This window comes from Nostoc sp. (assembly GCF_036917315.1).
In the GTDB taxonomy this organism is placed as follows: Bacteria; Cyanobacteriota; Cyanobacteriia; order Cyanobacteriales; family Nostocaceae; genus Nostoc.
The window spans coordinates 20840-44465 of record NZ_JBALDR010000006.1 but is presented as its reverse complement, the minus strand read 5'-3'; the positions used below and the strand labels follow the sequence as shown (position 1 = coordinate 44465).

At 42.2% G+C, this 23626-nt stretch carries 18 protein-coding genes and 2 tRNA genes; 9 read left to right on the top strand and 11 right to left on the bottom strand.

Annotation, left to right across the window (positions count from 1 at the left end; all coding sequences use genetic code 11):
* Nucleotides 1-21 precede the first annotated feature (21 nt).
* Nucleotides 22-2214, top strand: a complete 2193-nt coding sequence (locus V7K84_RS02680) for a GumC family protein (RefSeq protein ID WP_334836141.1) — start codon at nt 22-24, stop codon at nt 2212-2214.
* Nucleotides 2215-2420: 206 nt separating this feature from the next.
* The gene (locus V7K84_RS02675; protein ID WP_334836139.1) at nt 2421-3566 is read left to right on the top strand and encodes a SpoIID/LytB domain-containing protein; all 1146 of its coding nucleotides are present in this window, start codon (nt 2421-2423) and stop codon (nt 3564-3566) included.
* A gap of 79 nt (nt 3567-3645) precedes the next feature.
* On the opposite strand, the gene V7K84_RS02670 is transcribed toward V7K84_RS02675, so the two are convergent.
* On the bottom strand, nt 3646-4944 hold the full coding sequence (locus V7K84_RS02670) for a hypothetical protein (protein ID WP_334836137.1): 1299 nt from the start codon (nt 4942-4944) through the stop codon (nt 3646-3648).
* A gap of 216 nt (nt 4945-5160) precedes the next feature.
* Here V7K84_RS02670 and V7K84_RS02665 point away from each other — a divergent pair, with 216 nt between their 5' ends.
* Nucleotides 5161-5640, top strand: coding sequence for a hypothetical protein (locus tag V7K84_RS02665; protein ID WP_094349606.1), 480 nt, complete (start codon nt 5161-5163; stop codon nt 5638-5640).
* Between the two features lie 89 nt (nt 5641-5729).
* On the opposite strand, the gene V7K84_RS02660 is transcribed toward V7K84_RS02665, so the two are convergent.
* From V7K84_RS02660 to V7K84_RS02640, 5 genes are all read right to left on the bottom strand, one after another.
* Nucleotides 5730-5801, bottom strand: a tRNA-Gln gene (locus tag V7K84_RS02660).
* A gap of 252 nt (nt 5802-6053) precedes the next feature.
* On the bottom strand, nt 6054-6851 hold the full coding sequence (locus V7K84_RS02655) for a WecB/TagA/CpsF family glycosyltransferase (RefSeq protein ID WP_334836134.1): 798 nt from the start codon (nt 6849-6851) through the stop codon (nt 6054-6056).
* Nucleotides 6852-7337: 486 nt separating this feature from the next.
* The gene (locus V7K84_RS02650; protein ID WP_334836132.1) at nt 7338-7589 is read right to left on the bottom strand and encodes a hypothetical protein; all 252 of its coding nucleotides are present in this window, start codon (nt 7587-7589) and stop codon (nt 7338-7340) included.
* Nucleotides 7590-7622: 33 nt separating this feature from the next.
* A tRNA-Leu gene (locus tag V7K84_RS02645) sits at nt 7623-7706 on the bottom strand.
* A gap of 90 nt (nt 7707-7796) precedes the next feature.
* Nucleotides 7797-8936 carry an alpha-hydroxy acid oxidase gene (locus V7K84_RS02640; protein ID WP_334836130.1) on the bottom strand — a complete coding sequence of 380 codons (1140 nt, stop codon included), beginning with the start codon at nt 8934-8936 and terminating at the stop codon, nt 7797-7799.
* A 65-nt stretch (nt 8937-9001) separates the two neighbouring features.
* Here V7K84_RS02640 and V7K84_RS02635 point away from each other — a divergent pair, with 65 nt between their 5' ends.
* Complete coding sequence (locus tag V7K84_RS02635; RefSeq protein WP_334836128.1) at nt 9002-9214, top strand: hypothetical protein; 213 nt, start codon at nt 9002-9004, stop codon at nt 9212-9214.
* Nucleotides 9215-9382: 168 nt separating this feature from the next.
* Here the strand turns inward: V7K84_RS02635 and V7K84_RS02630 are convergent, their stop codons facing one another.
* On the bottom strand, nt 9383-9616 hold the full coding sequence (locus V7K84_RS02630) for a hypothetical protein (protein ID WP_094349603.1): 234 nt from the start codon (nt 9614-9616) through the stop codon (nt 9383-9385).
* Between the two features lie 160 nt (nt 9617-9776).
* Here V7K84_RS02630 and V7K84_RS02625 point away from each other — a divergent pair, with 160 nt between their 5' ends.
* On the top strand, nt 9777-11975 hold the full coding sequence (locus V7K84_RS02625; protein ID WP_334836126.1) for an NAD(P)/FAD-dependent oxidoreductase: 2199 nt from the start codon (nt 9777-9779) through the stop codon (nt 11973-11975).
* A gap of 200 nt (nt 11976-12175) precedes the next feature.
* Here V7K84_RS02625 and V7K84_RS02620 read toward each other — a convergent pair whose 3' ends face one another.
* Nucleotides 12176-13702, bottom strand: a complete 1527-nt coding sequence (locus V7K84_RS02620) for a hypothetical protein (protein ID WP_334836124.1) — start codon at nt 13700-13702, stop codon at nt 12176-12178.
* Between the two features lie 1012 nt (nt 13703-14714).
* Here V7K84_RS02620 and V7K84_RS02615 point away from each other — a divergent pair.
* From V7K84_RS02615 to V7K84_RS02600, 4 genes are all read left to right on the top strand, one after another.
* The gene (locus tag V7K84_RS02615) at nt 14715-16169 is read left to right on the top strand and encodes an aminotransferase class V-fold PLP-dependent enzyme (RefSeq protein WP_334836122.1); all 1455 of its coding nucleotides are present in this window, start codon (nt 14715-14717) and stop codon (nt 16167-16169) included.
* A gap of 13 nt (nt 16170-16182) precedes the next feature.
* Complete coding sequence (locus V7K84_RS02610; protein WP_334836120.1) at nt 16183-17592, top strand: sulfite oxidase; 1410 nt, start codon at nt 16183-16185, stop codon at nt 17590-17592.
* A gap of 35 nt (nt 17593-17627) precedes the next feature.
* Nucleotides 17628-18419, top strand: a complete 792-nt coding sequence (locus V7K84_RS02605) for a sulfite exporter TauE/SafE family protein (RefSeq protein ID WP_334836119.1) — start codon at nt 17628-17630, stop codon at nt 18417-18419.
* A 286-nt stretch (nt 18420-18705) separates the two neighbouring features.
* A complete protein-coding gene (locus tag V7K84_RS02600; protein WP_334836117.1) occupies nt 18706-19698 on the top strand; it encodes an RNA ligase (ATP) in 993 nt (330 codons plus the stop codon).
* Nucleotides 19699-19770: 72 nt separating this feature from the next.
* On the opposite strand, the gene V7K84_RS02595 is transcribed toward V7K84_RS02600, so the two are convergent.
* The 3 genes from V7K84_RS02595 to V7K84_RS02585 form a co-directional block, all read right to left on the bottom strand.
* Nucleotides 19771-21267 (bottom strand): Ig-like domain-containing protein, encoded by a 1497-nt coding sequence (locus tag V7K84_RS02595; protein WP_334836115.1) that lies wholly within the window; start codon nt 21265-21267, stop codon nt 19771-19773.
* A 52-nt stretch (nt 21268-21319) separates the two neighbouring features.
* A complete protein-coding gene (locus tag V7K84_RS02590) occupies nt 21320-22093 on the bottom strand; it encodes a TIGR03943 family putative permease subunit (RefSeq protein WP_334703114.1) in 774 nt (257 codons plus the stop codon).
* Between the two features lie 92 nt (nt 22094-22185).
* Nucleotides 22186-23238 (bottom strand): permease, encoded by a 1053-nt coding sequence (locus V7K84_RS02585; protein WP_334836113.1) that lies wholly within the window; start codon nt 23236-23238, stop codon nt 22186-22188.
* Nucleotides 23239-23626: the final 388 nt, after the last annotated feature.

Sequence of the window (23626 nt, the reverse complement as noted above, 5' to 3'; positions counted from 1 at the left end):
CGATATTAGAGGAGTTTAATAGTGGCTAAGACTAGTCTGAATCAAAAGCAACAGGTTACTACTTCAGCACAAAGCGCAGTTGACATCAGACAACTATCTACTATTTTGCTTCGCCGACGCTTTCTGATCTTTGGAGTTTCCTGTGTAGTTATGTCAGCTGCTAGCCTCTTGGCTGTCATGGCCAAACCTACTTACCAGAGCAATATGCAGATATTGGTGAATTCCAATTTATCTGAAGGGGCGCAGTCAAATACTCAGGTTACTGATTCAAATTCTCAAGTTGTTGATTCCACTACTCAGATGAAACTCATGCTGAGTTCTAAGTTGCTTCAGAAAGCTGTAGATTTACTACATTCTGATTATCCCAATCTAACTTTACAAGACATCAATGGTCAAAAAGAACATAACAGAAAAGCACCTTTAGAAGTAACTCCAGAAGCGGGAGGGATAGGAGCAAATAAAGTTTTTAATCAGGCATTTAAAGTTTCTTTTCATGATGACGATCCAGTCAAAGCACAAAGAGTACTTCAAGCGCTACAGAAAGTTTATCAAAACTACAACAAACAGCAGCAAAAAGAACGTCTGAATCAGGGATTAGCTTTTGTAAACACTCGTCTACCTGAGATAAAAAAAGAGGTAAGTAAAGCTGAGAAAAACTTAGAACAGTTTCGCAAAAAGCATAAATTACTCGATCCCGAAGTCCAAAGCAAAATTCTGCTAGAATCTCTAGCCGATATTCAACAACAGCTGCAAACCACTCGTGCCAACCTTCAAGATGTAAACGCTCGCTACGATAATCTAGAGCAACTAATAGCGTCTTCGTCCCAGCAGAATACACTACTTTCTTCTCGTTTAAATCAGTCAAGCCGCTATCAAGCATTATTAAGTGAAATTCAAAAGACTGAACTAGCATTGGCTAAGGAGCGGCTCCGCTACACAGATGATTATCCATCGGTACAAAAATTAAAACAGCAACGCCAAAGTCAACTTTCCCTCTTACGAGAAGAAGTGAAAACTATTAGTAATACTAGTAAGGAAAAACCCCTATTCAAAGGACAAATGTTAGGGGTCGATCCAACGCTATTAGATGAGTTTGTTTTAGTACAGACAAGTGTTTTAGGACTAACCGCCAACGAAAAAAATCTAGTCGAGTCAGAACAGCAACTACACTCTGAGCTAAACAAATACCCAAGTTTAATAGCAGAGTATAATCGTCTACTGTCAAAGGTAGAAATTAGCCGCAAAAACCTTGAACAACTACTCCAGGTGCAACAGTCATTAGGACTGAGAATTTCTCAGGAAGGATATAACTGGCAAGTTTTGGCAGAACCTTCTCCGGGTATTTATATGGGTAATAACAGATTATTCTTTTTGGTTGGAGGAGCAGTAATTGGGCCGATTTTAGGTATTTTCACAGCCCTGATTTTGGAAAAGTTTAATGACGCTATTTATTGTGCCGGAGATTTAAAGAAACTGACGAATCTACGTGTATTGGGATCGGTACCAAAATTACCATCATGTGGCATCAAAAAGCGGCGTATGGGGCTGCCTTGGAATGTCAGAATCAGCTCAGATTCTTCTGTAATAGAAGCCAGTAATAAATTGCCCGTCCATGAAACTTTGGATATGATCTACCAAAATATTCAAATATTAAAATATCCCTTACCGTTCAAGTCGCTGATGTTTACTTCCGCACTACCAGGGGAAGGAAAGACAACATTAGTATTAGGGCTTGTAGCTAGCGCGGCCCGAATGCATAGACGGGTATTGGTAATTGACGCTAATCTACATAATCCTAGCTTGCACAAAATCCTGGAACTATCCAATGATTGGGGACTATCTCTATTATTAGTTGATGAGACAACTACTCATTTTCAAGATTACATCCAGCCCATTCACCCCTCTATTGATATTTTGACTGCTGGGCCAGAACCAGAAGACACAGTGAAGTTGCTCAGTTCTCAACGGATGAAAGAACTAATAGAGGTGTTTGAACAAAATTATGACCTAGTACTAATAGATTCTCCATCTATTTTAGGCACGGTTGATGCCAGGATTGTGGCATCTTTTTGCAGTGGTATTGTCATGGTAGAGCGAATGGGGAAAGTGACTCGAACTGAACTGACTCAAGCAACAGAAATTTTGAGTAAGTTGAATTTAATTGGAATTATCGCTAATGAAGCGAGCAATTCTCAAAAGGTATTGGCATCGTAAATCGAAGAATAAAAGTTTCTCTTTCACAACCGTCAGATTTGGACGATTCACTTTCCCTAATTTCTGATTTCTACCTTATAGCTAAAACAAAATGCATAATTAGTAGGAGGTGGCAACCTCCTGCGTTGGAGAACTGTCTCATCTTAAAGTAGTAGACGCCATAATCCAGAGCGTCAATTAGATACTAGTGTGATTAGATGATCGGTATGAAATTCCAACTTTACTTAGGCTCTTTATTTTCTCAGATTAAAGTACGTTATTGGTGGGTTAGTATCTTTTTGTGGATAGCTTTGGTTGCCCCAGCCCAAGCGTCTGTAATCCTACGCGTGGCAATTGAGAGGGGCGTTAATCAGGTAAAAGTGGGTAGTTCCACCACTGGCATCGTTAAGGATAGTACTGGCCGGACTCTTGGACAGTTGCCAGCAATGAGTGCATATTATGCCCAAGCAGTTCCTGGCGGAGTTGCTTTAGATAAGTGGCAGTCTGGTTTATTTTGGATTGAGCCAACTGGTAAAGGATTTGTTTATATTGGCGATCGCTGGTATCGAGGCAGAACTCTGGTTGTCCCCACAGAAAAAGGCTTAACGGCTGTTAACTGGGTTGACGATCAAGAATATCTCTACAGCGTTCTCGGTGGCGAAATGGATGCTAGCTGGCCCCAAGAAGCACTAAAAGCCCAAGCGATCGCAGCCCGCACTTACGCCCTCTACGAACGAGAAAAACAACGTAATAATCCCGTTTACGATTTAGGCAATACTCCCGATCGCTGGCAAATTTACAAAGGTGTCATCAGTGAATCTCCTGCTACTTACGCCGCAGTGGATTCTACTCTAGGGCAGGTACTAACTTACAAAAACCGGATTATTCTCTCAGTCTTCCACGCTTGTTCTGGGGGACACACTGAAAACGTAGAAGATGTTTGGGGAAGTAGCGAACCTTATCTACGTGCTGTTCAAGACTACGATCAAAACATCCGCGAGTGTAATTGGGTGAAGACCTTCTCGCCCAGTGAAATTAGCGCTAAATTTCCAGAGGTGGGCAGTGTAACGGCGATGATTCCAGAGACATACTCACCTTTCCGCAGTGTTAAAGTTTTAAAAATTGTCGGCAATAGGGGCACGAAGGTGCTACAGGGCGAGGAAGTGCGAACAGCCCTCAAGTTAAAAAGTACCAAATTTAGCGTCACCAAGGGGGCCGATGGTAGTTTTGTACTGCAAGGGCTTGGCTACGGTCATGCTTTAGGCATGAGTCAGTGGGGGGCGTACAATCTGGCTCGGCAAGGAGTAAACCACCTGCAAATTTTGGGACATTATTATCAAGGTGTAGCTCTAACACCAATTCAAGCGAAGTAATCAGGGATTGGGCATTGGGCATTGGGGATTAGGCATTGAGGACTGATTATTAATTCTTCTCCCCCTGCCCCTCTGCTTCCTATTCCCCACTCCCCCGTTCTAAGCGCCGTTGCCATTCAGCGTCAATTTGTGCAGAACGTTCAACTTCTTGGTCGAGTAAGTCAGTTTCGCTAGAATACACTAAATCTTCATTGCCAATGACTTTTTCTGTTGCAAATTGTTGGGCATAGTTGATTTTTTGTTGCAAAGGTGCATCAGGACTTGCTAATAATCTTGCTCTGGAAAGGCGATCGCGGTTGCGATCGACAATCTTCCGATTACGCCACCGAATCCAGAAATAACGCAATAGCGGTATGCCTAAAAAACCTGCTCCGTAAGCCAATAGCAGCCAATAAATTCCTTGTACAAAAGCTACCAGTCCACCTAATTGGACGGCAACAGTGCCATCTCTCAACAAACTTCCCAGTACTAAAGCACCAACAAAATTTAGTACACCTAACCCAGCACTCAGCATAATTTGCCCGGAACTTGCGGCGCTAAAACGCCAGGGAAATTCCTCTAAGCGATCTGATATTGCATAACGGTGCTTTTTAACTGCACTCACCTGCAACTCTGGGAAGTAATAAACAATTTGCCCTTCTGGACTGACTGATGGTTGCCCATTGAATCGCGTCAGAACGGGCAGCATATAATCTTCGTACTCTCTTGTGTATCCCTCGCCAATATCATCCAAATATGGGGCAATTTGTTCTGCTACCACTGCACCACGATTACTGCGAATCACCGTAGCAATTTCTTGCCAGCGACGTTCTTCTAAGTTGGCGTTAGGATTACCATCACCAAACAAAAACGAAAACACGGCTTCAAAGAAATTCAGATTGCTTTCTTCCCGGCTTTCACGTCGCCGTTCTTGGTAGTGGGTGTCATAATTTGGGCTAAGATACCAAAATAAATTTGGAAAATAGAAGAACCCCCCACCCCCGGAATTACTGCCCCGATTGTCACCGTCACGGTCTGAATTGATAGAGGTAATGATAATGAAGATGGTAACAGTTATCAGGGCGATGGAAACAGTTAAGAAAATTCCAAAAGAAATGCGAATCAGGTAAAACAGAACACTCCAGACTTTTTTCCACCATTCCTGCAATCGTAGCCGGAAGTATTTATTACGCAAAATTGCTCGAAAATTTTGTGGAAAAAGGAAAACTATATCACCTGAATCCGCTACCTGTAAATGTCCGCCAGCATCAGATGCTAGGGCTAACAAGCTTTGATTAGCTTCAGCGACGTTCAATCCTGCCTGAGTTGCCACATCACCAACGGTGACACGGTAGCCCAGTTGTTCCACAGCCTGCATGATGGTGGGACTGGGAGCCATTGCTCTCCCCTCCTATTGAAAATTATTCCTTTTCTTAAGTATAAAGTTTTATTTTGAGCGACTTAGCAGGGGTAGAGGTAACAATTCAAAATTCAAAGTGTTGACGTTCGGTCTTCAACTCTTTAATTGACTAGACAATCAACAAATGATCTGACACGCAAAATGATATAATTACTCTCCTCAGCTTGGTTAAATCAGCAAATTTTCTACTCAAATATGGTTCAATACACTCTCGCTCAAAGCCCAGAAATTATCCTTACTGTTTCTGGAAAAGATTCAGCCAAAGCTCGTGATAAAGCAATGGATCAGCTAATGGAACTGATGGATGCAGGTAAGCTACCCACGGAACTGGAAGAAGGATTTGGCCCTCAACAATTAATTGAGGTAAAAGAGTCAACTATTGATACTGCTAGTGGTGAGGATAGTATTACACAAGCTGTCCAGATTCTGAGTAACTTGGCGACGCTCAAGCTGAAAGTTCAGGAGTCACGATCTGAAGCCTTGGAAATTCGCAAAGCTGTTGATATTCTGTTTACTGATGACTCGGTGACAGAAGAGGAAATTACTCGACTCAAGGAAGGTTTTAAAGTTCTCAAAAATTTTGCTCAAGCTAATGTGCGTTACCAAGAAGCGCGATCTAAAGCAGAACTGGCTCGGCAGACTCTAGATCAAGCTCTCAAATCTCCTGATAAGTAACATTTACAGAATTAGATGCATTGAGACACATCTTAAAAATGCAATTAAATACTCTAAAAGACAGGCTATTACGCCTGTCTTCAGATTAACTGGGGCGCTAGGATTCGAACCCAGGGATGGCGAGACCAAAACCCGCTGCCTTACCACTTGGCGACGCCCCAACAATTTCACTATGGTTAATATAACACTTAGTCCTGGGTTAATGTCAAGTACTTTAATAGTTGATTTCAGATAATCGGTTTTTACAGCAGGAGATTGATGAGTCGGAATCCTTACACTTAGAATCTTTCATCATTTTGAGGTTGAACCCTTGAATCTTCATGCTTAAGGCATAAAATTCTTTCCTTCACATCTAAAATCTGCTTTACTTGAGGATCGACGCCCTAAAGTCAGTCTCACCTATTTCTTTTTCTTTAATCCCCAGTCTCGTGAAGAAAGACCCCTGCAATCCGACTTGATGATAGTAGTTGCTTAGTAGCCAGCCATATAAAGAGGGGAATAGTCTTAGCATAGCGGCCGCAAAGTCGGCGCGGTTCTTGAATCCATCGATACAGCCATTCAAGTCCTAAGTCTCGAACTATGCGGGGTGCCCGCTTATGAATTCCGGCATAAACTGGGAAAACTCCACCCAGTCCAATCATTACAGCTTGTACTTTGCCCTTATGTTGAGCTATCCAATTTTCTTGTTTGGGACATCCCAATGACACTAAAACAGCACTAGCGCCACTAGAGTTGATCTTTTGAACCAAGGCTTCGTCTTCAATTTCAGTTAGGGGACGAAAGGGTAGAGGTTCCATTGCCGCAATCTTTATCTGCGGAAATTCCTTCTCTAACCTATTTTGCATCCTAGACAGAATTTCTGTTTGAGAACCTACAAAGAAAATACTCAGATTTTGTGTTTGAGTTAGCTGACACAATGCGAGAAAAATATCCATCCCTGCCACACGGTCTTGGTAAAGCGCTCCCATTTTTCGCATCATCCATACCAGAGGCATACCATCAGGAGTAACTATATCTGCATTTCGCAATACGGTGGCAAACTCTGGATTCCAATGGGCTTCAATGAGCATGTGTACATTGGCTACATATATAGTTTTACTCTCACGCCTACTCGCCCACTTCACTATTGTTTGTATCTGGTCGTCAAACCGTAAAGCAGTAATAGGAAAATCAAGCACTTTTTTAATAGGTAGAAGCACTCTCGCCACCATCAATAACTCCTGTATCCAAGAAAATAATTCATAGATTACCTAGACCAATCCCAATGATTTAATATTCGGATTGGATGACTCCTGACTTTTTGTAGGCTTGTGTCATTGTTGGAAGTTAACACATGGAGGTGCAATTGCCTTTTTAGTATACTTTTGGCTTAATCGGTAATACTAGAATTATTTACTGCTGTGTCTTAGCTTACTGTTTTATGTTAAGGAGTTTACACACTGCTTGACAAAATTCATACTTCCTTCATAATTTATTTTTGGTTAGTTCATCCCAGCATTATAATTGCGAGAAATTCTTAGAGAAATGCTGCACAACAAGTAGTATATACTACTTGTTACTTAAGTAGATAAGTAAAATGCTAGCCACTTAGTCTGCCGTTTTTATACGTAAATATGCGCTTAAGAGGTTGAATTAATTAGTATATTTTAATGGCTAATAATTTTTTATGATGATTTTAAAATTTATTACAGACAGATTTAATTTAGTCTCTGTATTGAAAAATCCCTAAATTTTATTTGTTTCTGAAATAAAAGCCCAAAAAATAAGGGAAAGATAAATTTATCTTTCCCTGCTGTCTCGTTTTTGGTATTGTCTGGTTTGTTACTTTCTTTGAGTCTTTGGCGTAACATTTGCCTTTGCTTTTTCAGTTGACGCTTCCTAGCAGAACCGCCTCTACCTTTGTCATTCCTGCCTTCTTTACGGGGAGATTCCCATCTTTTCAGGCGCATAAGTTTTTAACCTCTTTAGCACTTGTTTGGTAGTGGGCAGGAGGAGAATCGAACTCCTATGACCGTAAGGCCGCCACATTTTGAGTGTGGTGCGTCTACCAATTCCGCCACCCGCCCTTGTATCTAACCTTAACTAGTATACTATAATTAAAAGATTTTGTAACAAGTCTGAAAATTATTTCTGAAAGTTTTGCTGGAATCACATTTCTAACAGTTCTCCGACTTAAAGCGTGGCAGGGTCAATAAACTAGGGTCAATATCTTGCATTTTGGCACAGCCGCTAAGTGCCATTGCCACATTTAACTCATCTTGTAGTAGTGAGATGATATGAGATACGCCGATTTGCCCGGCTACCGCTAGTCCCCACAAAATAGGTCGTCCGATTAGTACTGCTTTTGCCCCTAATGCCAGAGCTTTGAGAATGTCTGTGCCTCTACGAATGCCGCCATCCAAGGCCACTTCTACTTTACCATCGACTGCGGCTACTATTTCAGCGAGGGCATCTAAAGAAGCGATCACACCATCAAGTTGTCTGCCACCATGATTGGAAACAACAATTGCTTTGGCTCCATATTCTACAGCCCGCACAGCATCATCTGGGCGTAAAACTCCTTTGATAATTAAAGGTAGTGGAGATAAAGATTGCAACCATTCCAAATCGTCCCAAGTAACTGCTGGGTTTAGCTGTTGGGCAAAGTAAGTAAATAATCCAGATTCGCCTTTTTCATGAGAAATATCTAGCCCTGAGATACTAGCAAGATTAGCTAGATGTAAGTCTTGGGGTAAGGCAAACTCATTACGTCTATCTCTCTCTCGCTGTCCGAGAACGGGTGCATCTACAGTTAGACAAAGTGCTTTGTAGCCGGCTTTATAGGCTTTTTCTACCAAAGCACGAGTTAATCCCCGGTCTTTATGGATGTAAAGCTGGAACCACCGCAGAGAATCTGGAAACTGATTACATGCAGTCGCCACTTCTTCAATGCTCTTTGTTGCCATTGTACTTAACACCATACCCACACCAGCTGATGCAGCAGCTAGGGCAGTGGCAACTTCTCCGTCTGGATGGGCTAGACATTGAAAAGCCATCGGTGCAATTAACAAAGGTAGTTGCAGGGGTTGCCCTAAAATAGAGGTACTTAGATTGCGATCGCTCACATCGACTAATATCCGAGGTCGCAGCTTGACTCGCTCAAAGGCAGCACGATTATCTCGCAATGTGATTTCGTCCCAAGCACCACTGCTGTAGTAATCAAGTGTCGTTTGAGACAGATATTCTTTTGCTAGCTTTTCGTATTCAAAAAGGTTGATGGGTTGAAAGCGAGCGTCGGTGGATAAATCGGTAGACATATATTAAATCTAAAATAAAACTTTTGTTCGTAGTGAGCGATTTATCGCTCTGCATAAGATTTTAAATGGCTAGAGCCGCTGACTACGATTATTCCTTGTCAAGGCTTTCAAATGTATTTATTTTTACTTACTTAGTTAGCGATCGCTCAACAAAATTATTTGCCGAGGCGTTGTTCAAACAGCATGAAGATTGCTACCAAAAAAAAGACCTCTGGCGCAAAGCAGAGGTCTTTCCGTTTCAGAACGTTGTAAAATTCATAAGCAACGTAAAACGCTGATATGGTTAATTTAGTGGCTTCTATGCCATGAACACAAAAATAGCAACCCAATTGCCAATCCCATACTGACCATTATTATTACTCCTATACCGAAAATGCAATCGCCAACATTTAGGTACAGACCTAGAAATCTAATGCTGCGACCAAAACTTCATCTTATCCAAGGTTTTAGGAGAACTTTTCCCAGGATTGGGCAACTAATTGGCTTAACCAGCGACGTTGTTGCTGATCCAGCAGTGGATCGTCTGCTAACAACTGAGCGGTTAATTCTTCCAAAGATTGACCCTGAGCGCGGACAATTTTAATGACTCCAGCGATCGCACTGGCAACTAGTTCTTCATCAATCGGCTGTTGTCGTAGGGCAATAATTTCTTGGGGACTGTCTGGAATGGGATAATTCATGGCGTGGGTTTACAGAAATACAAAATGAACAATAAATTTGACAAACTCTTAAAATTTCTTCACTGAATCTTTACGAAACTAATAGGGCGGAGTTTACCCTACTTTTTGCCTTAAGAAAATCTGTCTTAGTGAGTAGATTGATGGGAGATGTCAGGAAAACATGAAAGAAATCCTTTATTTAGAAGTTCCAACTCCAGAAATAGAAACTGTGCGTAGTTGGTTACAAACAGATTTTGAACCTGGAAATGGAGAAAAAGTGCTTACTTCGGAAGGCTTTCGCCTTCAAATACCCAGTGCAACTACACCTGCTGGAGTGAGTCTTTCCGAAAACTTGCCTACAGAACTTTCCGTATTTGTCTGGTCGGTGCAACGAACTACCTATCTGAAAGTGTTTCGCTGGGCAGAACAACCTTTCCCCGGTGAAAGACAAATTCTGCAACGCTTGACCAAGGAAATCAGAAGCCGTTTTCCGCATCATTACCCAGAACCGCCAGCAATTGATTTATCCCAGCAATCAATATTTGCCGCACTAGGCTCGACTTACCCCCTTACCGTCAAGTATTTTCAGAAAATGCCCAACGGTGAATATGACCTAACTCGTGCCTATTGGTGGGAAAAACGATGGCGCGAAGGTGTGCGGAATCCGCAGCAGCCGCGTCAAGTGGTGTTTTCGTCGGGGAGCAGGGGAGCAGGGGAGCAGGGGAGTAGGGGAGCAGGGGAGCAGGGGGGCAGGGGAGAAGTTGGAGGAAGTCTTTCTCCTCAGCCCTTCAGCCCCTCAGCCCCTCAGCCTCTTGTGTCCCATGCCCAGTACGACATCATCTACATTGGCGGTGCATTAGGTGCAATCCATGCAGCATTGATGGCAAAACTCGGATATAAAGTCTTGCTGGTGGAACGAATGCCCTTTGGGCGGATGAACCGAGAATGGAATATTTCGCGCGACGAGATTCAAAGCTTGGTTAACTTGGGTTTAGTCACCCCCGCTGAGTTAGAAACCATCATTGCCAGGGAATACAAAGACGGATTCAATAAGTTTTTTGATGCTAATAATCCAGCCAAACTGCGATCGCCCGTCCTCCACACACCTACAGTCCTAAATTTAGGCTTGGATTCCGAAAAATGGCTCCAAATGTGTGGGCAAAAATTGCAAGCGGCAGGCGGTGAAATTTGGGATGAAACAGAATTTATCCGTGCAGATATTGATATATCACAGGTAGTTTTGCAAGTCAAGCACTTGCCCAGTCAAACTGAGAAGCAAGTAAGTGGACGACTGCTAATAGATGCAATGGGAACCGCGTCCCCCATCGCTTGGCAATTAAACGGTGGTCGTGCCTTTGATAGTGTCTGTCCGACGGTGGGAGCGGCAATTGAGAGCGGATTTGAGCCGGGAGTATGGGATTCCCAATATGGGGACGTTCTTTACAGTCATGGAGATATTTCGCGGGGAAGGCAGTTGATTTGGGAATTGTTTCCCGCAGCAGATGATGAACTGACGATTTATTTATTTCATTACCACGAAGTCAATGCTGAAAATCCCGGTTCCTTACTGGAGATGTACGAAGACTTTTTCGCAATTTTGCCAGAGTATCGCAGGTGCGATATGGACAAATTGGTGTGGAAGAAGCCGACATTTGGATATATACCAGGGCATTTTAGTGTGGGAAGCCGCGATCGCACAGTTGCCTTCGATCGATTGATTGCGATCGGTGATGCGGCATCACTCCAGTCTCCCCTCGTTTTCACCGGTTTTGGTTCGCTAGTTCGCAACTTAGAGCGCTTAACAGCGCTGTTGGATACTGCCCTCAAACATGACTTGTTGAGTTTCCGCCACTTGAACCAAATTCGCGCCTACCAAAGCAACGTTTCCGTAACTTGGCTATTTTCCAAAGGCATGATGGTGCCCACTGGAAAATTTTTACCGCCGCAGCGGATTAACTCCATGCTCAATACCTTTTTTGGGCTGTTAGCAGACGAACCGCCAGAAGTAGCAGATAACTTCATCAAAGATCGGTGTGATTGGTTAACCTTTAACCGTTTAGCACTCAAAGCAGCTAGGAAAAATCCTGCCTTGCTTTTATGGATTTGGGAACTGGCTGGCCCTAGAGATTTAGGGCGATGGCTTGGTAGTTATTTCACCTTCGGTCGTCATGCCCTAGTTAGTGCTTTATTAAGTCCGTGGTTCCCGCGCTTCTTGAACCGAATAGGTTCTTGGCTAGAACCCCGGAATCCCGGCTTGTGGCTGTGGCTGTTGGCGATTAATTATGCGATCGCCACAGGCAAACCGCGATCGCGAAGTCAGGTGGCAAAATCCAACCCAGGAGCCATAATTCCGAAGTCAGAAGCAAGGATTCTGAATTAGTCATTAGTCATTGGTCATTAGTCATTGGTCACTTGTACTGAGTTTCGACTGCGCGGAAATCGAGCGAAGTCGAGATTCAACTACCGCGTAGTCGTTGGCGTGGTAACAGAGCGTAGTCGAAGTGTAGCCTCTCCAAGAGTTGTATTGGTCATTAGTATTAGACAAATGACTAAGGACAAATGACTAATGACAACTAATTCCTAACTCTTGGGGCGAAAATTCGGCAGTTCTACAGATGCCAATGACTTACGCCCTTTGGGTGGACGCTGGGGATAAACTACTGGTGAAGGTGAATTGTCATCATTGGTGTTATCACCTAATAACTCTGAGGACAAATCACTTGCTGACAATTGTGAAACTTCTGACCAGTAGTCTTCAGTTTCTCCAACAGGCGTTTCGGTGTGAGATGGATTAGAGGAAAGCAGTAAGTTATTGGCTGGTGAAAGCACAGAATCCGTCGTCCAAGAAGTAGAGGTAGTTGCAGGAGGATTAATTTCTGCCTCCAAATGTCCCTCCTGTGGATTTTCTAGTTCCTCATCGTCTTCTAAAATTGTTGCTAAAGTCTCCCAAATCGGGGCATCACTAACATCCGTTTTCGCAGGAGGTGGTGGTGATGTAGATGCAGGCTGGGAGGTGAAAAACATTTGGATTAGACTATCTAATTGCCGATCTAAATTTGATGAACCCGAAGGTGAAACCGCTTCAGTTGTATCTGGAGAATCATCAACTTCTGGAGATGGCGCGGGTTGTGTTGGTGTTGGCGTGTCTTTTTTAACTGTCCAGTTCCAAGGAGATGATGGCGGCGTTGCAGAGGCTTCATTTCTTTGGAATGGGATTGGTGCTGAGGGTTCACCCCAAGAATTATCAAGATCGTTACTTAATGATTCTTCTTCTGCTGACCAAGGTTGAATTGGCTGTGCATTAGGAAACAAAGACCGAGCTTTTCTAGAAAATCTTCCTTGGCTACTAGTTATGTCTTTAGGATGTTTTGCAGCATCCTCTAAGGAGTCATAGCTAGGAACCGAGGTATCTAGACATTTTTCCAAAGCTGCTTTGAATTGCAGCGTCTGGCGTTGTTGTCGCATTAGTCTAGTACGTAACTCGCGACAAACATTTTCGGACTGCAATAACTGCTGAGATTGTTCGTTGTTATTAGTGTGTAGCAACGTACATTCTCGCTCTAACTGGGCCAGACGTTGTTGGCTAATTTGTAACTGTGCTTTATAAGTATCAGTGAAAATTTCCTGACGTTGAACAGTTTGTACGGCAGTTTCTAATTGTTGAAATAAAGATTTTATCTGTTCTTGAGCCGCAGCTAATTCCTGAGTGTGTTGGTTGAGCATCGACTCGCTAACGCTAGAACGCGTTTTCTGCCACTGCAAAACCTTTTCTGACTCAGCTAGGTTGTCTTTTAGCTGCTCCACTTGTGCATACAAATTATTGTTAGCCGCACGTAATTCTTCGTTCAATGCCAGCAGGTTCTGAAATTCCGAGTCAATAAGTGCTTGTTTGCCGCTTTCAGGCTCTGCAACCCAGTCCTGCTGGGTGGTATCTTGTGAAAATTGTGTATCTTCAGCTGGCATGAGGAGTGGCAGTTTTTTAACCGTCATATTGTCATTAGGCACAACTGAGTAAAAGGGACAACTCGCCTGTTCTGATTGTGGCGAATTAGCAGAATTTAGGGATTCCATCACAGCCCCCTTGTTTGAGGTGTCAGCTTCATTCATCACTCTTGACTCACCTGCTTAAAAATATTCAGCAGTGCTGGCATTAGCATTGCTTATCAACTGTGTCTAATCAGGGTTTGCTCTAGAAGCTAAGTTTAACTCTCCAAGCTCCAGCAATTAATCATCAATTGGTGTTCCCCATTTTGTATCTAGACTGATGCCGTTATAACACTATGATGCTCTGCCCCGTCAAGAAGAGGTGGAAGGGGAACTCTGGCCGCCTTTGAGGATAGGCGAGAGAGAGGAGAAACCCGATACATTAAAAATTAAACTGTATTGGCTGGCTGAGGAAGTTTTTTAGATGAAAAAACTGCCTCAGATTATACTTTATTTTTTATAATCGCATCTGTCTTAAGAAATAAATTATGATTGTCTCCTGAAATACATTTTGTAATGCCTGATTGAGTACTTAAATATAGATGTCCGTACAAGTATCTACTCTTCAATGATAATTCTCTCATCCTAAGCGATCGCTATTTAATGTCAGTAAACAACTAAGAGCTTCCACTATAACTGCAATGTTAAGAGATCCCGAAAAATACGAGTAAATACTTATAAAGTCTTAATAAAGACGTAACAAGTCGTCTAAGTAAAATATAAAACTTTTTTAAAGAGTAATCTCAGCTTAGTCAGGGCTTTTTTCTCGATAAATACATTGCCAGTAAGCAATTGCAGGTTTTATTGGTTATAAGCTTTTCGATCTACTTATCTTCAATATGTCAAGTTTGTTTAATGACTGGAATAAAATCATTTAAAGTATACTTTATTACTTAGCGTATTTTTTACACTGTATATTAATTTACGATAAAAATATTAAACTTTAGCATTTTCACGGATACTAATTTTAATTATTTTATTAAAGAATAATTGTAATAACCGCGTTTTCTACTAGAAATAAAGTAATTATAAAGACCATAATTACTGACAATTAATCCGGTTGTAGCGCGAAATAAAGTGTTGCGGCAGTTAGGCTTTTTCCAAAAAATCAAAATTTAAAATAGGGGTGCTAAAGATGACTGATATACTTGCAATTGGCGCAAATATCAAGCAAGAGACTGCTAAATTACCGCTGCTTGTAGAAAATTGTGACAGCTTTTGGGACAAAGAAATCAGACCATTATTTACAGATGAGTCTCTATCTTTCAAGGTGAAAACTCTTAACGGAAACTATGTCAAGTACGTTAACTTGGATAATGGAGCTACAACCACACCCTTTGCAACCCTCAAGCAGTACGTGGACGAAATGCTTGACACCTATGGCAGCGTACATCGAGGTTCTGGGCAAAAATCCATCATCACTACACGAGAATATGACGCCAGCCGAAACATCATTCGGGATTTTGTTGGGTCATCTTCAGACAACTATGTAATCTTTGCGAAGAATACAACAGAAGCAATTAATGGAGCCGCCACACTTTGGGCAAAAAAACCTGGGAAAATCTTAGTTTCTGATATTGAGCATTCATCTAACCTGCTGCCTTGGGTTACTAGAGACGAAGTTGTGCAGTACAGAACCCAGCCGGATGGAAGTGTAAATGTGGCAGAAATTGAAGATATTTTCAAAGCACACCAAAATCTCCCCGAAGCCGAGCAAATTAAGTTAGTAACTATTACAGGTGCTTCGACAATTACAGGTTACAGACCCCCAATTTACGAAATTGCAGCTTTAGCACATCGGTATGGCGCGAAGATTTTTGCCGACGTGTGTCAGTTAATTCAGCATGAACGAGTTGATATGCGTGCTGATGATGACCCATGTCATTTAGATTTTGTGGCTTTCTCAGGACACAAGATGTATGCCCCTTATGGAACTGGGGTTTTGCTGGGGCCAAAGGAATTTTTTGATAGTTCCTACCCTTATCAAATTGGGGGTGGAAACCTACCTTATATCACCAGAAACTTAGAGATCAAGCGTTTTTATACAGAACGGGCCCATGACCCCGGAACACCAAACGCAATGGGTGCGATCGCTATTGCCAAGGCGATTGAAATTATCGAAGCAGTGGGGCGCGATCGCATTGCTCAGTATGAACACTCTCTAGTTGAATTTACATATACACGGCTTGGGCTGATTTCTGGAGTCAAATTACATATTCCTGGAGATAATTTAGCCCATGTTATTCCCTTTGATATTGATGGATTTGACGGACGCTTAGTAGCAGAGATTCTGGCACAAGAATATGGTATTGGCGTTCGGGCTGGGGCTTTCTGCACTTATGAATATATTCGCAAACTTAAGAATGTTTCAGACGAGCAAGACTGTGAGATTGCTCGGGAAGTAGATAGAGGAATTACACGTAATATTCCTAGTATTATCCGAGCCAGCTTTGCTGTATATAATACATTAGAAGATTGCGATCGCTTTATAAATGCGATCGCTCAAATAGCTAAAAACGGATTGGCTCACTATTTGCCCAATTACACACAAGACCAGATAACCGGTGTTTGGACAGCGATAAACAGCTAGTTTTTTCAGGGCATTGGAAGAAGCAGAAGTGCAGAGGGGCAGAGGCGCAGAGGGGAAAGACTTACTGCAACTTCTCGCCTACTCCTTCATTCTCTGTTTCTTAATTACGAAGTACAAATTACAAGGGGGTAATAGCTTGAGCGATGAAAACCTCTTTGAGCAAGAGGATTATTTACAGGCACGGGTTGAACAGTGCATTTGGCAAAAAAGTACAGATGCGGGTATTTCGCGCCAGCGCTTTCTGAAAATACTAGCTACTATGGTTGGCGCCACAGCCATCGGGGGGTTCGCTAAACCTGCACCTGCTTCCAGTCAGGCAGCTATTAAAACTAAAGGCAGCAAAATACTTAAGCCATTGCCACCAGGGTATATCTCTCATAGCAAAGGCACATTAGAGATGAACTGGGAAGCGATGTATGGGCGTGGCTATTTAGTACCAAATGATTGGTTCTATGTTCACAACCGCAGCGCACCACCTCTCTTTGACCCATCTACATGGCGTTTGCAAATTCATGGAACTGGCGTTTCTGCCCCCTGTGAGTTTACCTACGATGAAATCATCGCCATGCCATCCATCTCAATCACTTGTGCCATTGAGTGTGCTGCTAACGGTCGGCGCTTCTTTGAAGAAGCTTACAACATACCACTCCCTGGAACGCGGTGGAGACTTGGGGCTATTGGTGTGGCTGAGTGGACTGGTGTACCACTTGGTATGTTATTAGAGCGAGCTGGACTGAAATCCACAGCAAAAGATGTACTCGTTGAGGGTGCAGATGTTGATTCGTTGGACTCAAAGGAGACAAATAAATCTAAGTTCAGTAGTGTAGTTCCAATTAGCAAAGCATTAGCAGATAACTCGCTTGTCGTCTACGCAATGAACGGAGAACCATTACCTCCAGATCATGGTCAGCCATGCCGTGTCTTATTTCCTGGTTGGGGAGGAAACGCCAACGTTAAATGGATTGAGCGGATTGAGGTTTCTGAAACACCGATATATACGCAGTGGGTAACGGAGCAAATGGTGCTAGTTGGTGCAGACTACCCAGCGATCGCACCATATAAAGGTAAGCTGATTACCTATCAAAATGTTAAGAGCGCTTTCGAGTTGGCTTGGCCAGCTACGCTTTCTGCTAAAACCCACTTACTACGTGGGCGTTCTTGGTCTGGAAAAGGAAAAATTATCCGTGTGGAAGTCAGTCTAGATGGTGGTAAAACTTGGCAATTTGCACGACTGAGAGAACCAAATTTTCCATTTGCATGGGTACGCTGGGACATTGAATGGAACCCGCTTCCTGGGGAATATTTTCTCCAGGCTCGTGCTACTGACAATTTAGGTAATACACAACCGAGTACAGTTCCGTGGAATGACTCTGGATTGCTCTACGGAGGTGTTGTTAGCCATCCGGTGACAGTACAAGGTTAATCACACCAAGTCAGTCTCTAGAAAAAGAATTATTTATGATTGATTTTAGTTGGTTGATTTTAGTGAGTGGGGGTTTAATATCTGGAGTCATAGCTGGACTTTTAGGAATAGGTGGCGGTATTATCACAATTCCTCTTTTAGTCACACTAGGTTATACTCCCGTTCAAGCGATCGCTACTAGTAGCCTTGCTATTGTAATTACTTCAATTTCTGGAAGTTTGCAAAATTGGTGGATGGGCTACTTTGACTTTAAACGAGTAATTTATTTAGGAATTCCAGCTTTTTTAACTACTGGAATAGGTGTATATTTCGCCAATAAAATTCCATCTTATATAATACTATTTACATTTGGCATCATACTACTTACTAACATCTATCTGATTGAGCTTCGCAAGCAACTGTCCTTCCAGGAAAAAGAGGATACAGCCCCAGTATTTAACCCATTAGTTTCTAAAATTGGCACTGGGGGAGCAGCAGGAATTTTAGCAGGTTTATTCGGCTTAGGTGGCGGTACGATTATGGTACCACTGCAAATGCTGCTACTAGGAGAGGAAATTAAAGTAGCAATTCAGACTAGTTTGGGCGTGATTGTCATCACTGCTTTAGCTGCCTGTACAGGACATACATTAGAGGGAAATATTCTGTTTGCTCAAGGTATGGTTTTGGGATGTGGAGGTCTTTTAGGCGTTCAAATGAGTACTCGCACATTGCCAAAACTACCAGATTATACTGTGAGCTTAGTACTTCGCATCTTCTTAGGAATACTATCAATTTATATTTTTTGGGAAGCTTGGATAAATTATCAACAAATAATTACTAATTCGTAATATCAGGTTTGTTTGATTACTTAATTCAATCCCAAGGCCCAGGCTAATGCACCTTAGCAGCGTGGCAACACATTATATTATACTTTATTTTTGAAGCTAAAGACGACTATGAGCCTTTAGCTTTAAAAACTATTTTAGCCTTGCCACACTACTACAAAAGAGTCAAAGTCTAGGTTTTCAAAGGTTTCAGCTTTAATTTGACAAGTATGCACGGCTAGCTACGCGCACATACTTTGTAATAAATTTAGAGTTTTTCTAAAATAGATTTTTTTAAAAGAGATGAGCTATGAGTATTTTTAAAGTTGAAGTTGTCAAAATAAATAGTATTAATCCTCATCCCAATGCCGATCGGCTAGATATTGCCTCTATTGAAGATATGGGGTATCAGGTAATTATAGTTAAAGGTAACTTGAACTCTGGAGATTTAGCTTTTTACTTTCCTATTAATAGTGTTATTCCAGAAAACTTTTTAGATGAGTTTGGTATTCGTAACTACTACTCAAAAAAACTGCGTGCTGCGAAACTTCGCGGAATTTTTTCTGAGGGTTTGCTTATTCCCGTTGGTAAAAACTTTACGGGAAATGTCGGAGATGACTACACAGAGTATTTTGGTGTAACAAAGTACGAATATCCAATTCCTCAAGGAATGAGCGGGGAAGTAGAGAGTTTTATTGGACATTACAAATTCCCCAGTCCAGAAAACTTGAAACGTTACAAAAATATCCTAATGGAAGGTGAAGAAGTTGTTGTCACAGAAAAGTTGCACGGAACTAACTTCACTGTCTTAGTTGATGCTGATAGCACAACTAAAATTGGCAGCCATAATTACTTCTGGAAAAACAGCGAAGTCAACAAAAAATTAGTTTATGTTCGTGCTTACAACGAAAACGAGGCTTTCCAGAAACTTCCACCAGGAACTCAGATTTTTGGTGAAATCTACGGCGTGCAAGATATCAAATACGGCTTGAATAATGGCAATATTGGAATTGCTATATTTGCTGTGCGTCGCGGCAGTTCTTTTCTCAATCACAGCGATTTTGTGGCTTTTTGCGAGGAATTTGCTTTGCCGAGAGTACCTGTACTTTATATCGGTGCTTACACTTGGGAAGCGGTGTCTCAGTTCAATAATGCCAATAGTGTAGTCAGTCCCAATTGCATTATGGAAGGCGTTGTTGTGCAACCAGTGATTGAGAAAACGCATCCAGAAACAGGTAGAGTCGTCTTGAAGTTGATTAGCGATCGCTATCTGCTCCGTAAGGATGGAACTGAACTCCATTAGGTTCAACTTGATTTTTGGTAGCGACACCTTAACTAACCTTCCGAAATTGACTTAGCAATTGCAATTATTCTCTCAAGGTAGCCAGCGGGGATGAAATCCGGCTAAGGGGAGTTGTTCTGGTTTAATTTCAACAGTCGTAGCATCAGCGATGGGCAACAGAGGCATTAACCACAGGCTACTGGTAGCGATCGTATCTCCATCATCAGTTTTTAAAGTGTTTGTGGGTAATGATGCTGGGGGATTTGTCTGCGGTACTACTTGGTCAAATAACAAGCCCAAACCGTCGGCAGATAAACTCATTTGCACATTCCGTTGAGCGGGAGGCAGTACTAACAATGGTTTCTGTTGCCCGGTTTTCAAATCAATTGCCACTACATAAGGCTGTTCTATGTATTGTTCCTTGGATACTAGCTGTGTTAGCAAGCAGTAGAGGGTGGGTGAGGCAATGTCAAATTGGCAACTGAGAATTGAACCTGTTGTTTTTAATAGCTGTTTCTGCACACCTTGGTTTGTTACCAAAAATAAATCCCGCGTGTAATCTGTATTAAACTTTACCATCGCGGCTTGAGAGCCATCTTTGGAGAAAGCTTGTACCAAACCAAACTGCGGCAGAAAATCCAAAGGTTTACTGGCATCACCTTGCAGTGGTAAAATCGCTGCTCCCTGTCCTTGAGCAACTGCTACGGCTTTACTATCTGGTGTCACCATAAAGTCTCCCCCCGGCTGGCTTTTTAGACGTTTGGGGGTGGGTTTTTCTGCTGAACCATCACTGGTTGCTGGCATAAACCATAGTCCAAAGTCGCCAGGATTAGTTTTATTTCCCCGTTGGATGACAATAGTTTGCCCATCAGGTGATAAGTCAAATTTCAGGTTTTGATAATCTTTACTATCTAAAGTCAGGTCAACTTTGCCTTCTGGTTGTGCTTTTTGTCCAGATTTAGCAGAAACGCCAGTTGTCACTGTATACAGTTGGGCTGAAAGTAAGTCTTGATTGTTTGCGGCGCGAGCTGAAAATAAAATTTTCTCCCCATCAGGAAATGACTCAAAGTCGATTACTATCAAGTCTTTGGGGGTAAGTATCCTTTTTTGCTCTTGAGTTAAGTTGTAAAGAACTAACCGTCCCTGTTCTTCTTTGTCGGTTCCGATATAAAGGATGACGCGATCGCGTGTACGGAAGCTACCTGTAAAGGCCTGTATCAGCCGATTTTTGCCTTCTTGCTCTGCAAACTTATCTTTAGCTCCTTGTAACTGCACTTTATAATTTGTGCCATAAGGTGCTGGTGTCACCAGTGTATAAACCATCCGCCGCCCTGCCCAACTGAATTTACCTGCTAGGGGTGGCTCGATTTTCAAGTTATCCTCGACGCTTTTTGTTTCCATTGGGCGGCTGAAGGTGAGGGTGAAGGAATTATCTTCTGCCCCAATTTGTTGATTTTGCCAAGTAAATTCCCGGACACGAGCAGTTACCACATCACCTTGCAAGATGATTAACCCAATCAGCACACTCAGCAGTAACATTAGTGCGATCGCTATACGATCCAGTGGTTGGAATGCTTTAGATTTAGTCATTGGTTATTTATCATTTGTCATTTGTCATTTGTCATTTGTCATCAACAAATAACTAATAACTATAAGGATTTTGGGGTTGAGGAATCTTTTTCAGAGAGTTAGCGGCAATGGTAAGTTGGCGTTTACCTGCCAAATTTTCTGTCACCATTTGTCCTTCTACTTCCAGCCATGTATCAGCAGAGTAAGGCTCTTGATTATTTTGTAGTTTGACGGGCAATCCCACAGGGTAAGCATCTGCTGCACAACAACTTAAGACAAATCGTGCTAAAAACAAATATTCTTTTCCTATATCGGGCGGGTGAATCACAAATCCCTGCACCTTGACTTTTTGCCCTGTATATGTATCTGGTTCAGGATAAACATTGACAGTGCGTACCCAGTCTACAAGCGATCGCTCCTCTGGACGAACAGTAGCGCGAAAGGCTTGGGGTTTGACGCGTGTGCTTCCCAATAAATCAGTCGTCACACCCCTTTGGAGTGCTTTGTCACTAGCAAAAACTTGCGGTGTAACGATAAAACCTAGAATTGCTGTAGTCAACAATAAACCACTGCCCCAACCAGGGGGAAATAAACTAATATGCTGGGTGTTTGGCGTAACATCACGGCGACGCCTTTGCCAAAGTTCCTGCATCTTGAACAAGCCAATAATGATGAAGCTGATACCAGTCACAATCACTAACCAAAAGTAATTTGGGTGAATCAACAGGTTCAACTTATTAGTTAGCCAATATCTCAACATCAAAATGCCCCAAGCTGTAATTGCTAGAGCATCCAGCCAAGGGAGTAACAGATTTGGGATTTTAGATTTGGGATTTTTGTTAGTCATTAGTCATTAGTCATTGGTCATTAGTCATTAGTCATTGGTCATTGGTCATTAAACAAAGGACAAAGGACAGATGACTAATGACAAATATTTTCTTAAAAGACGTGCAAGTTCAGGAAAAGAGTGAAGACAAATGTCAATTGGGCTGCTAAAGCAAATAAGTAAAAAATAGTCTTGGGTTTAAAAATAGATAACATCAAACCAACACTTTTGATGTCAATCATTGGCCCAAACACCAGAAATGCTAGCAATGAACCGCTGCTAAAGGTTGAGGCAAAAGATAGGGCGAAGAAAGAATCGACTGTAGAACAAATTGATACTATTACAGCTAATATCAGCATGACCACAATTGAGGTAATGGGTCCAGCACCCAAACTGAGAACTAATTCACGGGGAGCAAGGACTTGAATAGCAGCAGCGATCGCACTTCCTAAAATCATCACTCCGCCCAATTCCCGCAATTCTTGGATGCTATTATCCACAACTAGGCGCAGTTTAGCTGCTAGCGGTTTATCGGCAGTAGAGACTGAGGTAGGCAATACTAAATTAGGATCTATCCGTAGAGGTATACCTGCTTTTCCTCCTAAGATATAAGTCCCGGATTGCAACAGATTCGGTACTGTTTCTTCCTGTTGTCCTTGGTAAGGCTTACCACGGCGTTTGGTTTCAGGCTGCGCGGCTGGATTAAACTTCATATAACGAGCGATCGCAGGTTGGACTATGGGATTTAAGTCCTTTTGAAAACTGAAAACATACCCGATAATTGTGGCAATTGTTAAGGAAAATACGACTCGTAAGACTACTATTTCTGGCTGATCTCGAAATGCTGTCCAAGTGGCCCAAATTACAACTGGGTTAATTGTTGGTGCTGCTAGCAAAAAACCAATTGCGACTGGTGTGGGTACTCCTTGAATCAGGAATCGCCGCGCTACCGGTACATTCCCGCACTCACACACCGGAAACAAAAAGCCGATCGCGCTGCCAACTAAAGCACCCAACAGCGGATTTTTGGGCATTTTTTCTACTAGTTTGCGCTCATCAACAAAAAACAGCAGCAAACTGGAGAATAAAACCCCAAGAAGCAAAAAAGGCATCGCCTCGACTAGCAGACTTAAAAATAGCGTAAAACCATTGTTCAGTTGATTCATGAGCGTCGCAGTCAAAAGCGGTTTTTAGTTTTAGGGTTCTGCCTAGTCATTCTATCGAAATGGGGATCAAAAGCAGTTCGGGAAAATTAAACATCATTTAAGTAGCAAGTTATCCTATCTTCAAAATAGCGGTTAAGCACTACAAACCTTGGCTTCACACGAGTTCGTGACTTTTAACTGAGTGCATTTACTGACGATGACCATTTCTAAGATTGTCTAAGTTCAGAAATTGTTCCGATCTAGAGGGCAAGTAACTGCACAGATAATTTGAAATTACCTATGTTTATACTTACAGTAATTTGCTGGATAAGATATTAGTTCGGGTGTATTTTCATCAAGTATTCACAGTTCTTCAAGATTTTGGGTCGCTATTGGTTGCTACCATCAT